The sequence below is a fragment of the Mesorhizobium alhagi CCNWXJ12-2 genome (assembly GCF_000236565.1).
In the GTDB taxonomy this organism is placed as follows: domain Bacteria; phylum Pseudomonadota; class Alphaproteobacteria; order Rhizobiales; family Rhizobiaceae; genus Allomesorhizobium; species Allomesorhizobium alhagi.
Genome location: NZ_AHAM01000033.1, coordinates 39,542 through 60,498, shown reverse-complemented (window position 1 = coordinate 60,498; position 20,957 = coordinate 39,542). Strand labels below are relative to the sequence as shown.

17 protein-coding genes are annotated in these 20,957 nt (G+C 61.9%); 8 read left to right on the top strand and 9 right to left on the bottom strand.

The genetic code is table 11. The features are described 5' to 3' along the window. Positions 1–52 precede the first annotated feature (52 nt). From mmsB to chvE, 3 genes are all read right to left on the bottom strand, one after another. A complete protein-coding gene (mmsB, locus tag MAXJ12_RS04975) occupies positions 53–1,309 on the bottom strand; it encodes a multiple monosaccharide ABC transporter permease (RefSeq protein ID WP_008834685.1) in 1,257 nt (418 codons plus the stop codon). Further along, the gene (mmsA, locus tag MAXJ12_RS04970; RefSeq protein WP_008834684.1) at positions 1,306–2,838 is read right to left on the bottom strand and encodes a multiple monosaccharide ABC transporter ATP-binding protein; all 1,533 of its coding nucleotides are present in this window, start codon (positions 2,836–2,838) and stop codon (positions 1,306–1,308) included. The genes mmsB and mmsA overlap by 4 nt, the downstream gene beginning before the upstream one ends. Before the next feature lie 123 nt (positions 2,839–2,961). Beyond that, on the bottom strand, positions 2,962–4,023 hold the full coding sequence (gene chvE / locus MAXJ12_RS04965) for a multiple monosaccharide ABC transporter substrate-binding protein (RefSeq protein ID WP_008834683.1): 1,062 nt from the start codon (positions 4,021–4,023) through the stop codon (positions 2,962–2,964). A 269-nt stretch (positions 4,024–4,292) separates the two neighbouring features. Here chvE and MAXJ12_RS04960 point away from each other — a divergent pair, with 269 nt between their 5' ends. Continuing rightward, positions 4,293–5,285: a LysR family transcriptional regulator gene (locus MAXJ12_RS04960; RefSeq protein ID WP_008834682.1), complete on the top strand. Its 993-nt coding sequence runs from the start codon at positions 4,293–4,295 to the stop codon at positions 5,283–5,285. Positions 5,286–5,326: 41 nt separating this feature from the next. Beyond that, a complete protein-coding gene (locus tag MAXJ12_RS04955) occupies positions 5,327–6,745 on the top strand; it encodes an adenylate/guanylate cyclase domain-containing protein (RefSeq protein ID WP_008834681.1) in 1,419 nt (472 codons plus the stop codon). Here MAXJ12_RS04955 and lepB read toward each other — a convergent pair. The 3 genes from lepB to htpX form a co-directional block, all read right to left on the bottom strand. Then, the gene (gene lepB, locus MAXJ12_RS39965; protein WP_139043788.1) at positions 6,731–7,708 is read right to left on the bottom strand and encodes a signal peptidase I; all 978 of its coding nucleotides are present in this window, start codon (positions 7,706–7,708) and stop codon (positions 6,731–6,733) included. The two genes, MAXJ12_RS04955 and lepB, sit on opposite strands and share 15 nt — an antisense overlap. 252 nt (positions 7,709–7,960) lie before the next feature. Next, positions 7,961–9,355: an RsmB/NOP family class I SAM-dependent RNA methyltransferase gene (locus MAXJ12_RS04945; protein WP_008834679.1), complete on the bottom strand. Its 1,395-nt coding sequence runs from the start codon at positions 9,353–9,355 to the stop codon at positions 7,961–7,963. Continuing rightward, positions 9,346–10,278 (bottom strand): zinc metalloprotease HtpX, encoded by a 933-nt coding sequence (gene htpX / locus MAXJ12_RS04940; RefSeq protein ID WP_008834678.1) that lies wholly within the window; start codon positions 10,276–10,278, stop codon positions 9,346–9,348. The genes MAXJ12_RS04945 and htpX overlap by 10 nt, the downstream gene beginning before the upstream one ends. Positions 10,279–10,386: 108 nt before the next feature. On the opposite strand from htpX, the gene MAXJ12_RS04935 reads away from it, so the two are divergent. The 5 genes from MAXJ12_RS04935 (at position 10,387) to MAXJ12_RS04915 (ending at position 15,359) form a co-directional block, all read left to right on the top strand. Beyond that, positions 10,387–10,596: a DUF1674 domain-containing protein gene (locus tag MAXJ12_RS04935; RefSeq protein ID WP_008834676.1), complete on the top strand. Its 210-nt coding sequence runs from the start codon at positions 10,387–10,389 to the stop codon at positions 10,594–10,596. Positions 10,597–10,721: 125 nt separating this feature from the next. Then, positions 10,722–11,591 (top strand): transglutaminase-like domain-containing protein, encoded by an 870-nt coding sequence (locus MAXJ12_RS04930; protein WP_008834675.1) that lies wholly within the window; start codon positions 10,722–10,724, stop codon positions 11,589–11,591. Between the two features lie 51 nt (positions 11,592–11,642). Then, the gene (locus tag MAXJ12_RS04925) at positions 11,643–12,110 is read left to right on the top strand and encodes a thermonuclease family protein (protein WP_008834674.1); all 468 of its coding nucleotides are present in this window, start codon (positions 11,643–11,645) and stop codon (positions 12,108–12,110) included. Positions 12,111–12,369: 259 nt separating this feature from the next. Further along, entirely contained in the window at positions 12,370–13,704 is a 1,335-nt protein-coding gene (locus MAXJ12_RS04920) for a TadE/TadG family type IV pilus assembly protein (protein ID WP_008834673.1), read from the top strand. A 386-nt stretch (positions 13,705–14,090) separates the two neighbouring features. Continuing rightward, positions 14,091–15,359 (top strand): SAM-dependent methyltransferase, encoded by a 1,269-nt coding sequence (locus MAXJ12_RS04915; protein ID WP_008834672.1) that lies wholly within the window; start codon positions 14,091–14,093, stop codon positions 15,357–15,359. Between the two features lie 298 nt (positions 15,360–15,657). Here the strand turns inward: MAXJ12_RS04915 and acs are convergent, their stop codons facing one another. After that, complete coding sequence (acs, locus tag MAXJ12_RS04910) at positions 15,658–17,625, bottom strand: acetate--CoA ligase (protein WP_008834670.1); 1,968 nt, start codon at positions 17,623–17,625, stop codon at positions 15,658–15,660. A 298-nt stretch (positions 17,626–17,923) separates the two neighbouring features. On the opposite strand from acs, the gene MAXJ12_RS04905 reads away from it, so the two are divergent. Beyond that, positions 17,924–18,196, top strand: coding sequence for an usg protein (locus tag MAXJ12_RS04905; protein WP_008834669.1), 273 nt, complete (start codon positions 17,924–17,926; stop codon positions 18,194–18,196). A gap of 19 nt (positions 18,197–18,215) precedes the next feature. Here MAXJ12_RS04905 and MAXJ12_RS34270 read toward each other — a convergent pair whose 3' ends face one another. Both MAXJ12_RS34270 and MAXJ12_RS04895 read right to left on the bottom strand, forming a co-directional pair. Further along, positions 18,216–20,144 carry an acyltransferase family protein gene (locus MAXJ12_RS34270; RefSeq protein ID WP_157999618.1) on the bottom strand — a complete coding sequence of 643 codons (1,929 nt, stop codon included), beginning with the start codon at positions 20,142–20,144 and terminating at the stop codon, positions 18,216–18,218. 53 nt (positions 20,145–20,197) lie between these two features. Then, the gene (locus tag MAXJ12_RS04895) at positions 20,198–20,860 is read right to left on the bottom strand and encodes a YggS family pyridoxal phosphate-dependent enzyme (protein WP_008834667.1); all 663 of its coding nucleotides are present in this window, start codon (positions 20,858–20,860) and stop codon (positions 20,198–20,200) included. Positions 20,861–20,957: the final 97 nt, after the last annotated feature.

Genomic DNA, 20,957 nt, shown 5'->3' with positions numbered 1-20,957 from the left:
CGCATGCCGCCGACACGCGCCGTCAATGATCGCATTCCGTTCGTTCCGGCCCTCAGGCCTTGTTCTTGTTGTAGACGTCGAAGACCACCGCGCCGAGCAGCACGAGACCCTTGATGACCTGCTGCCAGTCGATATTGACGCCCATGATCGACATGCCGTTATTCATGACGCCCATGATGAAGGCGCCTATGACCGCGCCGGCGACCTGGCCGACGCCGCCCATGGCGGAAGCGCCGCCGATGAACACCGCCGCGATTACGTCGAGTTCGAAGCCGAGCCCGGCCTTCGGCGTCGCCGTATTGAGGCGCGCCGCAAAAATCAGGCCGGCGAGCGCTGCCAACACGCCCATGATTATGAAGATGTAGAAGGTCAGGCGTTCGGTCTTGATGCCCGAGAGCGCCGCCGCCTTGACGTTGCCGCCCATGGCATAGACGCGCCGCCCGAAGGTCATGCGCTTGGTGATGAAGACGAACAGCGCGATCAGCACGCCCATGACGATCAGCACGTTGGGCAGGCCGCGATAGGACGCCATCATGTAAATCAGGAAGAGCACGATCGCCGAAATCACCGCGTTCTTGATGACGAACAGCGCGAACGGTTCGGCTTCGTAGCCGTGGCTCTCGCGGTTCGCCCGGCTGCGCAGGCTGGACCAGAGCATGAGCGCGACAATGACGACGCCGATCAAAAGCGTGGTCGAGTGCAGCACCACGGCGCTTCCGGCAACAGGTTTTCCGGCGGCATCGAGCGTTGGTTGGACAAGCGTCAACGGGCCGATCAAATCGGGAATGAAGCCGGCAGAGAGAAGCTGGAATTCCGGCGGGAACGGCCCGACCGACATGCCGCCCAGCAGCGCCAGCGACAGGCCCTTGAAGACCAGCATGCCCGCCAGGGTGACGATGAAGGCCGGGATCTTCATGTAGGCGATCCAGTAGCCCTGGCTGGCGCCGATCAGGCCACCGACGCAAAGGCAGATCAGTGTCGCCAGAATCGGATCGAGCTTGTACTGCACCATGAGGACCGCCGCGACCGCGCCTACGAAGCCTGAAACCGAACCGACGGAAAGATCGATATGACCGGCCACGATGACCAGCAGCATACCGAGCGCCATGATGATGATGTAGCTGTTCTGCAGCACCAAATTGGTCAGGTTCACCGGCTTGAACAGCACGCCGTTGGTCTGCCACTGGAAGAACACCATGATGGCGATGAGCGCCAGAACCAGGCCGTAATCGCGCAGATTGTCCTTGAGCGCCATCTGCGCGGAGGCCTTGGCGTTTCGTTCGGCATTGGTGAGCGTTTCGATGCTCATGACGCTTTTCCTTCCCCGCGTACGATGGCGCGCATGATCTTCTCCTGGGACGCTTCGCTGCCGGCCATTTCACCGACGATAAGCCCCTCGTTCATGACGTAGATGCGGTCGCAGATGCCGAGCAGTTCAGGCATTTCGGAAGAGATGACAACAATGCCTTTGCCTTCATCCGCGAGCTTGTTGATGATGGTGTAGATCTCGTACTTGGCGCCGACGTCGATGCCGCGGGTCGGCTCGTCGAGGATCAGAACCTCGGGGTCCGAAAACAGCCACTTCGACAGCACCACCTTTTGCTGGTTGCCGCCGGAAAGATTGCCGGTGGTCTGGTAGACGCTCGACGAGCGAATGTTGGTCCGCTTGCGATAATCGTTGGCGATGTTCAGCTCGCGCATGTCGTCGATGACGCCATTGTTCGCCACGCCCTTGAGGTTGGCGATCGTGATGTTGTGCTTGATGTGGTCGATCAGGTTGAGACCGAAGGTCTTGCGATCCTCCGTCGCATAGGCGAGGCCATGGGCGACCGCCCTGCCGACGGTCGACGCGTCGATCTTCTTGCCGTGCAGGAAAACCTCGCCGCTGACCCGCTGTCCATAGCTCTTGCCGAATACGCTCATGGCGAACTCGGTCCGGCCTGCGCCCATCAGTCCCGCAATGCCGACGACCTCGCCCTTGCGGACGCTGATGTCGACGCCCTTGATGACCTGCCGGTCGATATGAAGCGGGTGGTGGACGACCCAGTTCCTCACCTCGAAGATCGTTTCGCCGATATTGGGCGTGCGCTTCGGGAAGCGATCTTCCAGCGTGCGCCCCACCATCGAGGTGATGATGCGGTCTTCGCTGATGTCGTGCCGGTCGAGCGTCTCGATCGTGCGGCCGTCGCGCAGGATGGTGATGCGATCGGCGACTTTGCCGACCTCGTTGAGCTTGTGGGAAATCAGGATGGAGGCGATGCCCTGCTTCTTGAACTCGACAAGCAGGCTGAGCAGCGCGTCGCTGTCCTTTTCGCTCAGGGATGCGGTCGGCTCATCGAGGATGAGCAGCTTCACTTCCTTCGACAGCGCCTTGGCGATCTCGACGAGCTGTTGCTTGCCGACGCCGATATTGGTGATCAGCGTGTCGGGATCTTCCTTTAGTCCAACCTTTGCCAGCAGCCCCGCCGCGCCGCGGCGGACCGCGTTCCAATCGATGACGCCGTAGGTAGCCTGCTCGTTGCCGAGATAGATGTTCTCGGCGATCGACAGCAGTGGAACCAGGGCCAATTCCTGGTGGATGATGACGATACCCTGCCGTTCGCTGTCATGGATGCCCCTGAAATGGCATTCCTGGCCTTCGTAGTGGATTTCGCCTGTATAGCTGCCATGCGGATAAACGCCGGACAGCACCTTCATCAGCGTCGATTTTCCGGCGCCGTTCTCACCGACGATGGCGTGTATCTCGCCGGCCCGGACATCCAAATTGACGTCCTGCAGCGCCTTGACGCCGGGAAAGGTCTTGGTGATGCCGCGCATCTCCAGAATGGTTTTTTCCATTGCGGAACTCTTGGCTTTCGGACGGCTGCGCCTGCCGCAACGATTTTGGCGTCCGGGGCCGCGCGATACAACGACGGAAGTGCCCGAAGCCCCGCACATGTGCGGAGCTTCGGTAACTGGAGCTTACTTGAGTTCTTCGGCCTTGATGTAGCCGGAGCCGACCACGATCTCTTCGTAGTTCGACTTGTCGACCGACACGGGAACGAGGAGGTAGGACGGAACCACCTTCACGCCATTGTCGTAGGTCTTGGTGTCGTTGATCTCCGGCGTGCCACCCGAAAGCACGGCGTCGACCAGGTTCGCCGTGACCTTGGCCAGTTCGCGCGTGTCCTTGAACACGGTTGAGTACTGCTCGCCGGCGATGATGCCCTTCACGGACGGAGTTTCGGCGTCCTGTCCGGTCACGATCGGCCAGGGCTGGTCCGCCGTGCCATAGCCGACGCCGCGCAGCGACGAGATGATGCCGCGCGAGAGGCCGTCATAGGGCGCCAGAACGCCGTCGACGCGGCTGCCGTCCGAATAGTTGGCGGACAGGATGTTGTCCATGCGGGCCTGCGCGACGGCACCATCCCAGCGCAGCGTGCCGACCTTTTCCATGCCCATCTGGCCCGACTTGACGACGACAACGCCCTTGTCGATCAGCGGCTGGAGCACCGACATAGCGCCGTCGTAGAAGAAGAAGGCGTTGTTGTCGTCCGGCGAACCGCCGAACAGTTCGACGTTGAACGGACCCTGCTTCTCGGGATAGCCGAGGCCCTTGAGCAGCGATTCGGCCTGGAGCACGCCGACCTTGAAATTGTCGAAGGTGGTGTAATAGTCGACATTGCCGCTGTCGCGGATCAGGCGGTCATAGGCAATGATCTTGACGCCCTTGTCGGCGGCCTGCTGCAGGACGGCCGAGAGCGTGGTGCCATCGATCGAGGCGACGATCAGCGCCTTGACGTCCTTGGTGACCATGTTCTCGATCTGCGCGAGTTGGTTCGGGATGTCGTCTTCGGCGTATTGCAGATCGGTGCCGTAGCCCTTCTCCTTCAGCGCGGCAACGAGCGCGTCGCCGTCGCTGATCCAGCGCAGCGACGATTTCGTCGGCATCGCGATGCCGACCGTGCCCTTGTCCTGGGCCTGTGCGGTGAACGTCATGGCTGCAAGCGCCAACGCGCCAACCAACGTCTTGATAATTTTCACTGTATTCTCCCTTGTGATGATATAGCGGCCGGCTATCCCGGCGGCGCGCAAGTCTCCCGGTCGCGCGAAGCGATCCGGCTCATAGGATAAATCTGGCAGTCCTCCCATTGTCGTTCGCGGGCCGGTGCGCCTCCCTCGATGCGCGGCAGCAGGCCGCCACCGGGCGTGCCCGCGACTTAGGCACGTTGGATTCGATCGGTATAACTGTCAAATGCGTTGTATGCGCAATGATATGCTGCTTTTGATATGCCAGACGAAGGAGAGGTGGAATGGCGGACAACGCGATCGGATCGCTCATGGCCGTGCGGGATGCGGGCATCATGTCCGAAGAGGGCGACAGACTGCTGCGAAGCGGCCTGAAGCTCCAGCACATGCGCATGATCCTGGCGCTCGACGAGCATGGCCAGATCAGCGCGGCGGCCCATGTTCTGAACATATCGCAGCCAGCCGCCTCGCGCATGATCGCGGAGATGGAGGACATACTCGCCGTGCCGCTCTGCGAACGGCTGCCGCGCGGCGTCAGGCTCACCCCCTACGGCAACGCGCTGGCGCGGCGGGCACGGGCGGTGCTGCTTGAAATGCGCGAGGTCGACCGCGAGATCTCCGACCTGAAATCCGGCAAGGGCGGCTCCGTGTTCCTCGGCGCGGTCACCGCGCCCGCGATCGAGCTTGCGGTGCCGGCGATCCGCAAGATCCGCGCGCTCTATCCCCGCATCGAGATCAATGTGCAGATCGAGACCAGCAATATATTGGCGCGCGAGCTACTCGCCTCGCGCCATGACTTCATCATCTCGCGCATTCCAGACGACTTGAACCCGCGCCTGTTCGAAAGCCGCGTCATCGGCATCGAGAAGGCGTGTCTGATGGTGCGCCGCGGCCACCCCCTTGCGGGAGCGGCAACCGTGCGCCTCGAACAGATGACCGAGTATGAATGGGTGTTCCAGCCGAGCGGCTCGCTACTTCGCCGGACCATCGAGAGCATCTTCATGGCCCACAATGTCGCATTGCCCGACCGGGTGCTGAACACGAGCTCGGTGCTGCTGACCCTCGTCATGATCGCGCAATCCGACGCCATCGCTCCGATCGCGCTCGAAGTGGCGAAATTCATCAGAAGCGACGAAGGTCTCTCCGGCGCCATCGAAATCCTGCCCGTACCCTTCGAGATCAACGTCCAGCCCTACAGCATGATCCGAACCCGCAACCGTGCGCTCTCGGCATCGGCGCAATTGCTGTATGATTATATTTTGCGCGAGATTCGTTGACCGTCAGCGGCCGGTCTTGCGCTTCAAAACCGGAATTCCGCATGCAAATCCAGCCGCTTCCCGAGCACTTCGTGGCCACGACGACGCCGCTCAATCTCGAACAGAGACGCCGCCTGAGGCTGGGTTCGCTCATGGCGAAAGCCGAGCGCGAAGGCGCGCGCCTGCAATTTTGGGCGCGCACCGCAGCCTTGCTGGCGGTCGAGTTCTTCTTCGCCGTCTTCGGCAAGTGGGATCCGGCGTCCGGCTTCATGTTCTCGGCCGTCTTCGTCTTCTTCCTGATCGGGCTCGTCCACTACCGGCTCGTGAAGAAAGGCTTCAGTCCGGTTTGGGTGGGCGCGGTCTTCGGCACACTCGACATGATTCTGCTGACGCTTCTGCTGGTCGGGCCCAATCCCTTTGCGGAGATCATCATGCCGCCGGCCATGAGCCTGCGCGAGGCAGGTTTCCAGTATCTGCTGATCTTTGTCTGTCTCGGCGCGCTGACGCTTTCCCCGCGGCTTGCAGCGTGGCTCGGCATCGCGGCGGCGATCTGCTGGACCGCGGCTGTCGTCTGGGTCGTTACGCGTCCAGGTACGATTGTTGCGCTGATAAAGGCCGAGAACATGCGGTTCGACGAGCATGTGAGGCTCTACTTCAATCCGAATTTCGTCGACCTGATCGATCAGCTCACCCATGTGGTGGTGATCCTGATCATCACCGGCATTATCGCCACCGTGGTTTCGCGCTCGCGCAAGATGGCGGACGATTACACGACGGCCGAGCGCGCGCGCTCAAACCTCGCCCGCCATTTCTCGCCCAACGTCGTCGACGAGCTGGCGTCGAACGACGAACCGTTCGGCCCCGTGCGCCGCCAGGACGTCGCGGTGCTTTTCGCCGACATTGTCGGCTTCACCGCCTATTCGGAGGATCACCCGGCCGAACAGGTGTTCGAATTGCTGCGCACGTTCCACCGCCGCATGGAGCAGGTGGTGTTCGACCATGGCGGCACAGTCGACAATTATATCGGCGATTGCATCATGGCGACTTTCGGCATCCCGGCTTCCGCCACGGACGACGCAACGCGTGCACTGGGCTGCGCCCGCGCAATGGCGGCGGCCGTGGAGGAATGGAATGGCGAGCGCCGTGCACGGGGCAGCGCGCCGGTCGATGTCCGCATCGGCTGCCAGTACGGCCCGGTCGTGCTCGGTGCCATCGGCAGCGAACGCAACCTGTCCTTCGCGGTAGTCGGCGACACCTGCAATGTGGCAAGCAGGCTGCAGACGATGTGCCGCGAACTCGATGCCGAGGTTTGCGTCGGCGCCGATCTCATCGAGGCGGTGAAGCGAGCAGGGGACGAAGACGCGCTCTCCGGCATGGTCGAGCACGGTCCCATCCACGTCCGCGGCCGCGACCACGAGGTCGAGGTCTGGCTTGCGCCGAAGTCGGCGCTGGAAAATTCAGGCGTACTAATCGCGAGTTGACGCGCCGGAGAGCGATTGCCGAGCCGAATAGTCAATTCCTCTGGAATTCCAGAAAAGACGCACGGCCCTGCCGACCAGGTTCTCGTACGGAACCGTCCCTATGCTGAATCGGCTGTCCAGGGAATTGTCTCGATTATCGCCGAGCATGAAATAATGGCCGGCGGGTACGGTAAAGGGCCGGGTATCGTCGCCAAGAGACCCGTCGGTGAGGTTTATGACCTCATATGAGACGCCATTCGGCAGTGTCTCTCGCTGTAATCCTGCAGAGTTTCCTCCAGTCTCGATCGCTGTGTAGGGGCCAATCTCCTCAAGCAGGACCGGCACGTCATTGATATGGAGTACGCCGCCGGTCATCTGAATTTTCTCGCCCGGAAGGCCGACCGCCCTTTTGACGTAGTCGATGCTCAAGTCCTGAGGGGATTTGAAAACAACGATATCGCCCCTCTCCGGCTCCTTGCCGAAGATGCGTCCTTGGATCGGCATCAGTCCGAAAGGCACGCTGTGGCGGCTATAGCCGTATGCCAGTTTGGAGGCGAAGAGGTGATCGCCCTCCATAAGCGTCGGCTGCATGTTTCCGGCCGGGATCGAGAATGGCTGAACCAGGAACGAGCGGATCACAAGCGCCCCTAACAGCGTCACAGCTCCGGCCAAAACGAGCACGGACAGCCCGTGCGAATACCACTTGTTTGGTTTGGATCGTCTTGCAAGCGGAACGACGATGAACGCGGAGAGAATGCCGATGCCGATGTTGGACAATCCCACCACGGATTGAACGTCCAAATCCAGACCAGGAAGTATGGGCAAGCCTATGTAACTCACATACAAGCCCGCCAAGGAGATAACGGCCAATGCAACAACCGCCAGCGCACCTCGGCCTATCCATAAAAACCCGCCAAACGGGCCAAAAAAATAGGAGACGAGCGCGGTCGACCACCATGATCGCGATGTTGTCTCATTCGGCATTCGTCCAGACCCTGTGGTTCAGAACCAAGTTCTTTCATCCGCCCAATTAAAAAGCGAGCCCGGCCTCGCTCTTTTCCCACAACGGCACTTTTGAACTCGGTCGCGCTACACGGCGTCCTGCGAAATGCGGCCCCACCCCGCAATGCAGACCACCGCCGATCACGGCAATTGGATGAATAGCTCTTGCCTTTGATTCACCCCGACAAAAGGTGAATCAAAATCGAAATCCTCTCGACTCCGATTTTCAATGCTTTAGCCGACGCGGCGCAGGCGCGCGGCGAAGAAGCCGTCCATCCCGGAAATGGCGGGGTCGCCGAGCGCCATGTCGGCGGGAGTGGTGCGCAGCGCGCCATCCGGAGTCAGAAACGGGTCGAGATCGGGAAACTCGCCGGGCAGAATTGGATCGGCGGCGACGCCGGGAGCCGCTTCGAGGAATGCGGCGACGAGCGTCTCGCCCTCCAGTGGATCAAGCGAGCAATTGGAGAAGACGATGCGACCGCCAGGCTTCACGAATCCGATCGCCCGTTCGAGCATGCGGCGCTGGAGATCCGCGAGCTTCTCGATGTCAGCCGGCGATTTGGTCCATGGCACGTCCGGATGGCGGCGCACCGTGCCGGTCGAGGAACAGGGCGCGTCGAGCAGCGCGGCGTCGAAAAGCTGTTCCGGCTCGAACTGCAAAATGTCGGCCTGGATGATTGTCGCTGCCAGGCCGAGGCGCTGAAGGTTGGATTCTAGCCGGACCAGGCGGTTCTTCGAACTGTCTATGGCGGTGACGCGCGCGCCGGCCGCCGCCAACTGCGCGGTCTTGCCGCCGGGCGCTGCGCACAAATCGGCGACCCGCTGGCCCGCGATGCCGCCGAACAGGCGCGCCGGCAGACTGGCGGCGGCATCCTGGACCCACCATTCGCCTTCGGAATAGCCGGGCAGTTCGGCGACCGGCGCGGCAAGCCGCGCGATGCGCACCGAGCCCGTCGGTAGGACGATGCCGCCGAGTTCGGCGGCCCAGCGCTCGGGATCGGATTTGACGGTGAAATCGACCGGCGCCTCGACGCGGTGCGCGGCGAGGATCTCTTTCGCCGTGTCGGCGCCATAGGCGGAGATGAGCCGGCTGCGGAACCATTCCGGCGCGTCCTGCGTGTCGACCAGCATGACCGGCAGTTCCTCTGCCTTGCCGCGTGCCAGCGAGCGCAGCACGCCATTGACAAGGCCGGAAAAACGCGCGGTGCGCGAATCGGATTTGGCGTGGGTGACGGCGAGATCCACCGCGGCGCTGTCCGGTATGTCGAGGAACAGGATTTGCGCGGCCGCCACATGCAACAGGTGCGAAAGCGCCGTGGCATTGGCGGGTAGCGGCTTTTCCAGCCGGGCCGAGATCAGATTGTCGATGGTGCGGCGGAAGCGCAGCGCGGTGACGAGGATCGCCCGCACCAGCGAGCGGTCGCGCATGTCGAGCGCCCGGTATTGCGGATGGCCGTGTTCGTGGTCGGTCAGCCCGTCGGCCGAGGTCTTCGCGTCGACGACAGCCGCGAGGAGCTTCGCGGCCGCCTTGCGGGCGGCGAGGCCGGCGACATCGGCGCCGCGGGCTGGTGCTGCTCTTTCGGGCGATCTGCGGCTGCGGTGCAGGCCTTTCTCGTCCGTCACGACCACGGGCCCTTAGGCCCGGTCGGGTTGCGTCCCCACGGATTGGCCTTCGGAGGCTCGACGCTCGGCTGTGCCGCGCGGCCGACGCCTTCGCGCGACATCGCTTCCAGCGCGGCGATGCGGTTCTCGGTGGCGGGGTGGGTCGAGAAGAGATTGTCCATGCGCTCGCCGGAAAGGGGATTGATGATGAAAAGATGCGCCGTCGCCGGATTGCGCTCGGCGTCCGGATTGTGGATGCGTTCGGCGTTACGGGCGATCTTGTCAAGGGCGGATGCGAGCCAGAGCGGATTGCCGCAGATCTCGGCGCCGCGTCGGTCTGCCGAATATTCGCGCGTGCGGCTGATCGCCATCTGCACCAGAGCGGCAGCCAGCGGCGCTACGATCATCGCCACCAGCACGCCGACAATGCCGAGCGGATTGTTGTTGTCGCGGTTTCCGCCGAAGAAGAAGGCGAAATTGCCGAGCATGGAGATGGCGCCGGCGAGCGTCGCGGTGATCGTCATGGTCAGCGTGTCACGGTTCTGCACATGGGCGAGTTCGTGCGCCATGACCGCAGCCACTTCTTCATGGGAAAGGCGCTGCAGCAGGCCGGTCGTGGCCGCCACTGCCGCGTTTTGTGGGTTTCGGCCGGTGGCGAAGGCGTTGGGCTGCGGATTGTCGATCAGGTAGACCTTCGGCATCGGCAGGCCGGCGCTGGCGGCGAGATCGCGGACGATGCCGTAATATTCAGGCGCGTTGCGCTCGTCGACCTCCACCGCGTGGTGCATCCTGAGCACCATCTTGTCCGCGTTCCAGTAGCTGAACAGGTTCATGCCCGCAGCGATGACGAAAGCGATCATCATGCCGCTGCCGCCACCGATCAGGTAGCCAACGCCCATGAAGAGCGCGGTCATGAAGGCCAGCAGCATTGCAGTGCGTATCATGTTCATCGTCGACTCCATGATGGCCGGCTGCGAGGAAGGCTCGAACCGCAGCTTCGGCCCGACTATATGATGGTAAGCCAGACCCCCGGTTTCAATCGTCTTCCAGGAGCGCCGATGTCCAGACCAGTCAACGCTGACGAAGCCCCCAAGGTTGCCAAGCGGCTGAGCCCGGCTGCCGAACGCGCGCTCAAGGAGGCGGAAGAACGGCGCAAGGCATATCGCGACCGCGAGGCGGCGCTGCCCAAGGAGGTAGGCGGGCGCGGCGGCCACGAGCCCGGCCGCTATGGCGACTGGGAAATAAAGGGCCTGACCAGCGATTTTTGAGGCTGCGTCCGGCCGCCCCGCAGGCGCTGCTTCCGGCCGCACCGGCCGGCGGCTTTTGCGGAACAAGAAATGACACGACGCGTTGAGCGCCGAATGTCCTTTCTCCTCTCCGCGGGGTTGCACAGATGCTCATCAGACTCGGCTACGAAATCGCGATCGAATGCCCGCAGCCGACGCCTGTCATCTCGGTATTGGAGATCCACAAGGACCGGCAGAAGGATATTAAGCGGCAGACCCGCGTGCTGACCTCGCCGTCGACGCCGAGCCATGTCTACGAGGATCGCTACGGCAACAGCTGCAGGCGGTTCCTGGCGCCGGCGGGCGGCTTTCGCATTCTCTACGATGCGGTGATCGAGGACAGCGGCGAGCCCGACGAAACCAACCTGCAAGCCGGCGAGACGCCCATCGAGGAACTTCCGGACGACGTGATCGGCTCCCTGCTCGCCAGCCGTTATTGCGAGACCGACCATCTGGGCAATCTGGCGTGGAACCTGTTCGGCCAGACGCCGGCGGGTTGGGCGAGGGTGCAGGCGATCGCCGACTATGTTCACGACCGGCTCTCCTTCGGCTACGGCTATGCGCGCCACACCCGTACGGCCGCCCAGGCGCATGAGGAGCGGGTCGGCGTCTGCCGCGATTTCGCGCATCTGGCGATCACGCTCTGCCGCTGCATGAACATCCCGGCCCGCTACGTGAACGGCTATCTGGGCGATATCGGCGTGCCGCCGGACCCGGCGCCGATGGATTTCAATGCCTGGTTTGAGGCGTTCCTGGGTGGCAAATGGTATACGTTCGACGCCCGCCACAACGTGCCGCGCATCGGGCGCGTCGTGGTGGCGCGCGGCCGCGACGCGACCGATGTGCCGTTGCTGCACAGTTTCGGACCGCACAGCCTGACCACCTTCAAGGTCTGGACCTACGAGCAGGAGAGCCACCCCGCCAAGCCGCCTTATCACGGCGTCGACCGCACCGTCGGCGCCCATATGATCGCCTGATCCTCCGCCAGGCATTGCATTGTTCCCGAAAATAGGAATAAATGCCTTGTCATGGATTCGCCGACGCCATTCCCATCTCCGACGTGGTTCTTATGGGCCATGCTCGCGGCTGCATTCCTCCTCTCGCCCGCTGCATCGGCCGAAGCCGCCAAACGCTTCAAGGGTCCGGTCGAAGCCACCGTCATCGAGATCATCGACGGCGACACGTTCCTTACCGAGGCGCATGTCTGGCCGGGGCACTCGGTACGCGTGAACATCCGGGTGCGGGGGATCGACGCGCCGGAGGTGAAGAGCCGTTGCGAGCGCGAGCGCCTCGCCGCCCTGCACGCCCGTGAGGTGTTGACGGAATTGCTGGGGACCGGCATTGTGTTTATCTCCAACATTGGCGGTGCGAAATATTACGGCCGCGTGCTGGCCGATGTCGCGACGCCGGACGGCGCCGCCGTTTCCGAAATCATGCTCGCGCGCGACATCGTGCGCCCATATCGGGGCGGCAAGCGGCAAAGCTGGTGCGGCTGAACCGGAATGGCACAGGGACCCTGTCCTGCTATGGCACATGCCTTCCGGCGTGTTTCGACCTCCATCTCATGAGCGTGTGCGAGGGTGAAAAGCCGGTCCGCGCATTAACCGCCGGTTTACCACCCCGATCAGGAAAGTGTTTTTAAAACAGAGGTATACGCTTCGCAGTCAAGCTAAGCGCGATTCCTGCGAATATCCGGCCGGATTCCTGCACTGCTTTGGTCAGGTGGCCTTGTCGGCATAGGTGGAGACAGGAACGATGCGGATTTTCGAGAAAACGAAACAGCTTGCCGGCAATCTGGCCAACGACCGAAGCGGCAATTTCGCGGTGCTGACGGGTGTGGTCGCTTCGATGCTGATGCTGTCGGTGGGCTATGGCGTCAACGTCGCGCAGTCCTATCAGCTCAAATCCAGCCTGCGCAACGCGCTCGATTCCGCCGTGACCTCGACGGCGCGCGACCTGACGACAGGAGCCATCGAGGAGGAGGAGGCTCGCAAGATGGTCGAGGCGTTCCTCCACGCCAACAGCGATCCCAAATTCGCGACAACGGACCGGTTCGTGCTGGACAGACTGGTGATCGACCGCACGGCGAAAACCATCGAGGCGACGGCCTACGCCAATGTGAACCTGGCGTTTCCGATATTCTCGACCAAGGACCCGCGCGTTTCGATCAGTTCGGCCGCCGTCTATTCCGACAAGACGATCGAAGTGGCGATGATGCTGGACGTGACCAAGTCTATGGAGGCGAACTGGTGGTCGGACAAGATAGGCGACCTTCAGGATGCCGCCGAGGATGCGGTGGAAAGACTGCTGGATGGCCAGGATCCGGACAACCCGCGCATCAGGGTCGCGATCGTGCCCTATTCCGACGCGGTCAACACCGGGTCTCTGTCGGAGTATGTCCATTACGAGAAGACATTCACCACTGGTGAGCCGCCTGCTTATACGGGCGTCCATTTGGCCGCTGTTTCCGGGCGGGCCGACAAATGCGCGACCGAACGGAAAGGCGCGCACCAGTTCACTGCGGCCAGCCCGGCCGTGGCCATGGTCAATCGCGACGTTCGGCTGAAGTTCTGCCCCGAGGTCGAACTGCAGCCGCTTACGGCCGATGCGGACACACTTCTCGGCACGATCGGCGCATTCAAGGCGGAGGGACATACGGCCGGCCATATCGGCATACAGTGGACGCGTTATCTGCTGTCCAACAACTGGGCCAACTACCTGCCGAAAGGATCCGACCCGAAGGTCCATGACGAGAAGAAGGTCGCCAAGATCGCCATCCTGATGACGGATGGGGTATTCAACACTGCATTTGCGAATGTCGCCGAGGATGCAAAGGTTCGCGAACAGCCGGCCAAGTCGCGCAGCAAGGCCGAGAAGCTATGCGAGGCTATGAAAAAGGACGACAAGATCGAGATCTTCACAATCGGCTTCATGCTGAACCAGGCAAACGCAAAGCAGGTGATGAAAGATTGCGCTTCCGAAGACACGTCTTCGGTCCAGCATTACTACGAAGCCGCTGACGGCGAGGCGCTCAGCGAAGCCTTCGACGCGATCATCAAGAACATAGAATGGCTGGCGCTGACCAAATAGCCTGCTGCTTCCGGGAAAGGAAAAGGCCGCCGCTTCTTTCGAAGCAGGCGGCCTTCCGTGTTTCCGTCCGTGGCGCGGCCCTTGGCCGTGATCCTCAAGGGACCACCAGCCGCGCAGCTTGCGCCGTTAGCGGGAAGGCTGCTTCCCGAAAGGGCAATCCGCAGAGGCCACGTTCTGGAAAACGAAATCACTCGACATCGGATCACCTCCTTTCGATTTGTTGAACACACTCCAAGGATGGGGTGTTCGTTTTGAAATGGCAAGTGCGAGGAGAAAATTCGCGAGCGGCGTGCCCCGGATGCAACAAAGCCGTTGTGGCGGCGGTCCGTAGCAGCCATCATGTCCCTGCCAAGGGGGACGCCGGATTCCCGATCCGGCGACAGAGGATGGACAGCGCAGACAGGGCAGCCCGGATCATCCGGACCGTGCTTGACGAGGTTAAGCCGGACTTCGCGGTGCGGCTGTGGAACGGCGAGCGCCTCGGGCCCGCCGACGGGCCGGTGGTGGCCATCAACGACAGCGGTATGGTCGGCCGCGTCTTGCGGCGTCCGGTCTTTGATACGCTGATCGAACTCTGGATTTCCAAGGCCATCGATGTCGAGAACGGATCGCTGTTCGACATCGTCGATCGCCGGCCGCAGGGGAAGCTCAAGGCCAGGCTGCGCCAGCTTCCAAAACTGCAATTGCTGCGCGATCTGCCGGCGCTCCTGCTTTCGAGCGGGCGTGACGCGGCGCTCGACCGGCTTGCCGGGCGCAATCCGTTCGTCAGCGGCTCCAACAAGGAGGCGATCACCCATCACTATGATATTTCGAACGCCTTCTACCGGCTCTTCCTCGACGAGCGCATGGTCTATAGCTGCGGCTACTTCAAGGATTTCGCCAACGGCATCGACCAGGCGCAGGCCGACAAACTCGACCATATCTGCCGCAAGCTGCGGCTGAAGCCCGGCGAGACGCTGCTCGACATAGGCTGCGGCTGGGGCGCCATGCTGATCCACGCCGCCAAGCATTACGGCGTCACCGGCCATGGCGTTTCGCTGTCGGAGGCGCAGACAGCGCTTGCCCGCGAGCGTATCCGCGCCGAAGGGCTGGAGGACCGGATCACCATAGAGGTGAAGCCCTATTCCGAGCTGACGGGGAAATTCGACAAGATCTCGTCGATCGGCATGTTCGAGCATCTCGGCCTCGCCAATCACGAAGCCTATTTCCTGGACGTCCGCCGGCTGCTCAAACCCGGCGGCATCTATCTGCACCATGCGATCACAAGGCGCATGAAGCGCGACCGCAAGGCATGGAAGCGCAAGGCGCCGAGCTACAAGGCGCTGATCAAGTACATCTTCCCCGGCGGCGAGGTCGATCACATCGGCATGACGGTGGAAAACCTGGAGGCCTATGGCTTCGAGGTCCACGATGTCGAGAATTTGCGCGAGCATTATGCGCGCACGTGCCGGTTGTGGGCGGAGCGGCTGCACGCCCGTTTCGACGAGGCTATCGCCGAGGTTGGCGAGGCGAAGGCCAGGCTGTGGCTGCTCTATCTCACCGGCTGCTCGCTCGGCTTCGACGGCGGCTCGGTGCTGATCTATCAGACCGTGGCGACGAGGCGGGCGCGCGGCCCGAGCGGGCTGCCGCCGACCCGGGCCGATCTATATAGATAAGTATCTGAATCCAACGGCGTTACTGCTTTTTGGCGCAGGTGCCGTTCGCGTCCTTTGACAAGCACTCATTACAGTACTCGCCATAGGTAGGCTTGCCATCACGCTCGTCGTAGTCGCTGACCGGCCAGTTCGAGCAGTTCGTGCAGAAATGCCAGGTGTCTTTCCCCTTCCGCTTCCGATACTTCATCGCTTGCTCCCCGCGCAGTTTGTGGCGCCGATCGAGTCGGCCCCACAGACTTAGCTAAAGCAAGTGAAAGTTGCAATCGTCAATGCAACTCTCTCTTTGGTTGTGCAGCTTTTATGCTTTCGCTTCGGCCCTCTTGTTCTGCCGGTTGGCGATGAGATCGTCGACGACGGCAGGGTCGGCTAGCGTCGAGGTATCGCCCAATGCGCCAAAGTCATCCTCGGCGATCTTGCGCAGGATGCGCCGCATGATCTTGCCCGACCGGGTTTTCGGCAGGCCGGGCGCGAACTGGATCTTGTCGGGCGAGGCGATGGCGCCGATCTCCTTTCGGACATGGGAGATAAGCTCCTTGCGGAGGTCGTCCGACCATTGTTCGCCGGCCATCAAGGTGACGTAGCAGTAGATGCCCTGGCCCTTGATATCGTGCGGGTAGCCAACGACGGCGGCCTCCGAAACCTTGTCGTGGCTGACCAGCGCCGACTCCACTTCGGCGGTGCCCATGCGATGGCCAGAGACGTTGATCACGTCGTCGACGCGGCCTGTGATCCAGTAATAGCCATCCCCGTCGCGCCGACAGCCGTCGCCGGTGAAGTATTTGCCCTTGTAGGTTGAGAAGTAGGTCTTCACGAAACGGTCGTGATCGCCATAGACGGTTCGCATCATGCCCGGCCAGGCATCGGTGATGCAAAGATTGCCGTCACCCGCGCCTTCGATGACCTTGCCGTCATTGTCGACGAGTTCAGGCTGCACGCCGAAGAACGGCCGCGTCGCCGAACCGGCTTTCAGGTCGGTCGCGCCAGGCAGCGGCGTGATCAGAATGCCGCCGGTCTCGGTCTGCCACCAGGTGTCGACGATCGGCACCTTCTTGTCGCCGACGACTTGGAAATACCATTCCCAGGCTTCCGGATTGATCGGCTCGCCAACCGTGCCGAGCACCCGCAGCGATTTGCGCGAGGTCTTCTTCACATGGCTGTCGCCCGCGCCCATCAGTGCGCGGATCGCGGTCGGCGCCGTGTAGAAGATGTTGACCTTGTGCTTGTCGATGACCTCCCAGAAACGCGATGCCGACGGATAATTGGGCACGCCCTCGAACATCAGCGTGGTGGCGCCGTTGGCGAGCGGGCCATAGACGATATAGCTGTGGCCGGTGACCCAGCCGACATCGGCCGTGCACCAGTATATGTCGCCGTCATGGTAGTCGAAGACATACTGGTGCGTCATCGAGACATAGACGAGATAGCCGCCGGTGGTATGCAGGACGCCCTTGGGCTTGCCTGTCGAACCTGACGTGTAGAGGATGAAGAGCGGATCCTCGGCTTTCATCTTCTCGGGCTTGCAGTCCGGCTTCACCGAGGCCACCTCGTCGTGATACCAGACGTCGCGGCCTTCCACCCATCCGGTCTTGCCACCGGTGCGGCGCACCACCAGCACCTTATCGACCTTCACCTTGCCCTTCGCGGCGATCGCGATCGCCTTGTCGGTGTTGTCCTTGAGCGGGATCGGCTTGCCGCCGCGCAGCCCCTCGTCGGCGGTGATGACGAAAGTCGATTTGCAATCGACGATGCGGCCGGCGAGCGAATCCGGTGAAAAGCCTCCGAAGACGACCGAATGGACCGCGCCGATGCGGGTGCAGGCGAGCATCGCATAGGCCGCTTCGGGGATCATCGGCATGTAGATGGTGACGCGGTCGCCCTTCCTGACGCCGTGCTTCTTCAGCACATTGGCGAGGCGGCAGACATGCTCATGCAACTCGTTGTAGGTGATCTTCTTGTCATCATACGGATTGTCGCCCTCCCAGATGATCGCGGTCTGGTTGCCGCGCTTCTTCAGATGGCGGTCGATGCAATTGTACGAGACGTTGGTCAGCCCGTCCTCGAACCATTTGATCGACACCTTGCCGGTGAAGGAGGTGTTCTTGACCTTGGTGTAGGGCTTGAACCAGTCGATGCGCTTGCCGTGCTTGGCCCAGAATTTGTCCGGGCTCCTGACGCTCTCGGCGTACCATTTCTGGTAGGTCTCGTTGTCGATGAGCGCGTTCTTCTTCCACTCCGGCTTGACGCGATGGATCTTTACCTCGGACATTTCTGTCTCCCTCCCCAATTGAAGTCCGGCCCTCGACACTGCCGGAATTTCCGCTGCAAGGGCGGATTCGCGGGCATTTATTATCATTTGGCCGCCCGCCACAATATTAGACCTTTGGATTTGCGCGGCAGCGTGCCGCACCCGCGCCGCCGCGGCACTGTCAGCACTCACGGCCGGATGCTGCCAAGCATTTGATTTTGCGCATGAAACCCGATCGGATAGATTGCGTTATCAATAGACGGTTAACCATCGCGCCGCACACTCTGGCGGTGGAGGATTGTCTGAAAGGCTCGAACGCATGCGTGACATTTCGGAAACGGAACTGATGCTGAATGGGTACGGACTGACCACCGCACAGTTCCTTTACCATCTGCCCGACCATCCGCACCTGCTGCAGACATTCATCTGGCAGGAATACGACATCGCGCCGAAGTTTCCGGTGCTGGTGAAGTTCATCGACTTCTGGCGGGCGAAACTCGACGGTCCTCTGCATTCGGTGACCTATACGCACCAGAAGCTGATCGCGCCCAACGAGTGGCGCAAGGTGGACGGGGAGTTCGTGCTGAACTGATGGGCGATGGACTGGCGCGTCATGTGTCCGGCGCGGTCTCCCGGTCTTCGCGCAATCCGAACATCTCGCGCAGCCTGGCGCTGCCGGCAAGAAGGCGTCTTCCGAACACCTCCTCGCCCTTGGCGGACCAGTGGTCCGTGTCGGAATAGGTGTATTCGCCATCAATGACGAACTGATCGGCGGTGAGCGGGCCGAGGATCCCGGTTCGCGACACGTAGTCGACCGGCGATTCGCGGCGCCTGACGACTGCTTCGATGGCCGCATCGACGTCGGCGATATGCACGGCGCTGTTGCGCAGATAGTCCGGCCGCTCAACTGTCGGCATTGTCGCGACGAACTGGTTGACCTCGTAATACGGCTCCCATTGCGGCCCGACCCAGAGCAAGGGGATGCCGGGCTGCGCGAATCTGGTCAGATAATCGATGGTCTCGTCGATTCCGTCGGTATCGACCGGCAGATGTCTCAAATCGGTCAGAAAATACCCCCCCATCTGAACAAACAGTACGCCGGCGAGTTTGTCCCTGTTGGCGGCGATGAAGGCGCCGAATTCGTCGTACCGGCAGGCCTCCGGCCCGATCGGCCGGCAGCCACCATCCGCCACGCCGACGACGTGGCGCCGGGCGCCGTTGTGGGCAAGCGCGTTGAACAGATCGCTGGCATGGCTATCGCCGACGATGAGCACAGCCTTTCCAGCTTTGGCAGCACAGTCGTTGAATTTCTGTTGGAAGGCCTCGTTCGATCCTCTGATCTCGTATTGGCATTCGCCTTGCATTTCAATTTCGCGGGTGGTGCTGGCCAGCAGTTTGGCCGCATCCGGCGACAGTCTCCAAGCCCATCCCTGGCCCAGAACGACGCTCGCTCCAAAAACCAGGAGCAGCAAGGTGGTAGCCGCGAGGCCCTTCATGAATCGGACATTGCCACCGTCGGCCTGGGCCCGCGGCCGCCGCAGCGGCTGTTCGACGCCGTAGTGGATCAAGGCGGCAAGCGCGATCGAGACGGCGAGAAGGCCGACCCGCTCGATGGCGGTAAACGGCTCGCCAGTGATGTATGCAGGAAATATAACCAGCGGCCAGTGAACGAGGTAGAGCGAGTAGCTGATCTTGCCGACCCAAACCGATAGCGGATTCCGCAGGAGCAGTCCGGTATAGCGGGCGCGGCCGGCATAGATCGCGAGCGCGGCGCCGACCGTCGGCGGCAGCGTCAGTAGCCCGGGGAGATGCGTTTCCGACGAATAGGCGAAGACCGCGTACCCGATCATGCCGAGTCCACAGAGCAGGATCGGCTCCAACAGAAGTTTGTTCACGGGCTGGACTTTTATCAGCCAGACGAGGCTGGCGCCGATGGCGAACTCAAAGATGCGGAACGGCGTGAGAAAAAAGGCGGCCGACCGGTCATCGAGCGTTTGTGCGTAGTAAAGGCTCGCAATGGCCGCCGCCATGAGGGCCGCCGGCAGGATCCGGCGCCCGGACCGCATCGCCCATACAATGAGAACCGGCCAGACGAGATAGAACTGCTCTTCGACGCCGAGCGACCAGGTATGGAGCAGCGCCTGGAATTTCTTCGCAACGTCGAAATAACCGCTGACGGTGAAGAAGAAGATGTTCGATACGGACAGCGCCGCCGTCATCAACTCTCGGCTGAACCGCTTGAGGTGCTCCGGCGAGAAGATGAACGCGGCGGCGATTGCGCTGAGCAGAAGCACGACGGCCAATGCCGGAAACAGCCGGCGCATTCGCCTCACGTAAAAACGTCGGAAATGGAAGGCGCCGGTGGAGGCGACTTCGCCGGTGATCAGCCTGGTGATCAGGTATCCGCTGATGACGAAGAAGACATCGACGCCGATGAAGCCGCCGGAAAATTGGCCCCAACCGAAATGGAACAGGACCACGCTGAGAACGGCAATCGCCCTGAGGCCGTCAATATCCGGCCGGTAATCTCTAACATTCACTACTTGAAGACCTGACTGAGGAAACGATACCGGCCGCAGAGCGCGGCAGGCGATCAGCGGCTTCCGAAGATCGCCGATCCTACCCGCACATGTGTCGAGCCGAAGGCAATGGCGAGTTCATAGTCGCCGGACATGCCCATGGAAAGCTTTTCTAGGTCGGCCTCGCGTGCGAGTTTTTCAAGTAGGGCGAAATGCGGACCGGGATTTTCTTCGAGCGGCGGGATGCACATCAGCCCTTCGATGGCGAGACCGTGAACATCGCGGCAGCGCTTGACGAAGGCGACTGCCTCGCGCGGTTCGATACCTGCCTTCTGCGGCTCTGAGCCGGTGTTGACCTGGACATAAAGCCGCGGCGCGCTGCCCTGCTTGCGGATTTCAGCGGCGAGCGCGGCCGCAATCTTCTCGCGGTCGACCGATTCGATCACGTCGAACAGCGCCACGGCCTCCTTCGCCTTGTTCGACTGGAGCGGGCCGATGAGATGAAGCTCGACATCGGGGAATTCGGCCATCAGCGCAGGCCACTTGCCCTGCGCTTCCTGCACCCGGTTCTCGCCGAATACGCGTTGGCCAGCCACGAGCACCGGGCGGATTGCTGTCGCGTCGAAGGTTTTCGACACCGCAACCAGGGTGACCGAATCCGGCTCGCGTCCGGCCTGCCGTTCGGCTGCAGCGATTTTCGTCTGCACCGCGGCAAGCTGTTCGACCGCATCCGTCATATCCATATATCCCGGTTGTCGTCCGCCGCCGCGGCGGGCCATGGTGTTGACGGGTCCGGCAAACCGTGGTGAAGGTCCGCCCGTCCGTCAATCCGCA